Origin of the sequence: uncultured Clostridium sp., from assembly GCF_934754925.1 — a bacterium.
Lineage (GTDB): Bacteria > Bacillota > Clostridia > Clostridiales > Clostridiaceae > Clostridium.
Genome location: NZ_CAKVJA010000105.1, coordinates 1 through 2,064, shown reverse-complemented (window position 1 = coordinate 2,064; position 2,064 = coordinate 1). Strand labels below are relative to the sequence as shown.

The following is a 2,064-nucleotide window of genomic DNA, read 5'->3' as shown; positions in this document are numbered from 1 at the left end:
CATCAGGTAGTGTATCTTTTTTAGATAATGCTAAACTTTTTTTATCGCCATATTGATCATCTGGATAGCATGTCCATTCAATATGAACATTAGTCTTCTCTTCTAATCTTTTAAATATAAGCCTTTTATTTGGATCTTGCTCTGAAATTGCTGGTGCACTTGTTAACATAGTTAAAGTTGCAGTTTCCTCTAAAGGAAATGAAACATTCGTTAACACAGTTTCCTCACTTTTCTCATTACCTTTTGACCCGCAACCTATTAAAGAAATTGCCATAATTGATACTAATGCTGTACTTATTATTGTTTTAATCTTGTTTTTTCTCATTTTTTCTATCTCCTTTTATAATATTATCCTTTTATTGAACCAACCATAATACCCTTATCAAAGTATTTTTGGAAGAATGGATACATAACTAATAATGGTAAACTTGAAACTACTATAGTTGAATATTTTAATAATTCCGATATTTTAGACATTTCAGCCATACCTTGAATATCTGCAATCATTCCCGTAGATGGTGCATTCTGAATTAATATTGACCTTATTACTAATTGTAGTGGTTGCAAATTAGTATCATCTATATAAATCATTGCATCAAAATAACTATTCCATTGTCCTACAAATTGATATAACATCAATACTGCTATAATTGGTTTTGATACTGGTAAAACAATTTTAAAGAAGTGCTTAATTTCACTTGCTCCATCAATAGCTGATGCTTCTCTTAACTCTCTAGGTAAAGTTTTAAAATAAGTTTTAGCAAGCATTATATTCCATACATTAATTGCTCCTGGAAGTAAAATTGCCCATACTGTATTTAAAAGATTTAACTTATCTATCAATAAATATGTTGGTATTAATCCACCACCTAAAAACATAGTTATCACATATAATGTATTTACAAATTTTCTTCCAACAAACTCTTCTTTTGATAATGGATATGCTGCCATTAATGTTACTGCAACTGATATTACTGCATATGATACAGAGTAAAATACTGAATTCAAAAAGCCTCTTAAAAGCATATCATCTTTTAATACCCTTTTATATCCTTCTAATGACCATTTACTAAAATCAAAAGTTATACCTTCACTACTCAATACAACTGGATCCATAAAAGATGCAACAATAACATATATAAGTGGTACTATTATAGCTAAAAGAAAAATTCCTAATAATATATATCCACTATTTAAAATAAGCCTATCTGAAAGTGAAAGTTTTTGTCTTTTTTTCTTTTTCATATCTTCTCCCCCTATAGTCCTAACGCTTCTTCTTCATCTTTATTTAGTCTCTTGACTGATGTATTTACTACAACTAATAATATTACATTTATTACTGCATTAAATAATCCAACTGCTGTGGAAATACTATAGTCACCTAACTGTAATCCCATTTTATAAGTATAAGTAGCTAATATTTCAGATGTAGGTAAATTTAAGCTTGTTTGTAATGCTAAAGCCTTTTCAAAACCTATACTCATAATTCCACCCATAGATAAAATAAATTGAATAACCATTATTGGTTTAATTGCTGGAATATCAACATTCCATATTTGTTGAAATATATTAGCACCATCAATTACTGCTGCTTCTGTCAATTCCTTACTTGAATTAGATAATGCTGCAGTATAAATAATAGAAGCCCATCCTGCACCTTGCCAAATTCCACTAGCTATATAAATAGTACGGAATGCTTCTGGCTTGGTCATAAAATTTATTGCCGTTCCAAAGGCCTGATTAATAGGTCCTACTGGTGATAAAAATAGAATAATCATCCCTGAAATTACAATTACAGAAATAAAGTTCGGGGCATATATTATTAATTGTATTGCCTTTTTTATTCTCTCACTTTTAACTCTAGTTAATAGTAATGCTAGTATAATAGGTATTGGAAATCCCCATAACAATCCATAAACACTTAACTTTAAAGTATTTATTAATAGGTTCATAAAATCTGGAGATGATAAAAACCTTTGAAAATGTTTAAACCCAACCCAATCACTTCCTAATATACCTGCTATAGGGTTATAATCTTCAAATGCAATTAATATTCCTCCTATT

General features: G+C 29.2%; 2 protein-coding genes and 1 pseudogene. All 3 read right to left on the bottom strand.

Annotated features, from left to right (window positions below; all coding sequences use genetic code 11):
- A pseudogene (locus Q0G30_RS14180) lies at positions 1-325 on the bottom strand (ABC transporter substrate-binding protein); the annotation flags it as partial.
- Between the two features lie 23 nt (positions 326-348).
- Positions 349-1,245: a carbohydrate ABC transporter permease gene (locus tag Q0G30_RS14175; protein ID WP_221700622.1), complete on the bottom strand. Its 897-nt coding sequence runs from the start codon at positions 1,243-1,245 to the stop codon at positions 349-351.
- An 11-nt stretch (positions 1,246-1,256) separates the two neighbouring features.
- Positions 1,257-2,064: ABC transporter permease subunit (locus Q0G30_RS14170; RefSeq protein ID WP_294391389.1), on the bottom strand; the 808-nt coding region annotated here is incomplete at its 5' end.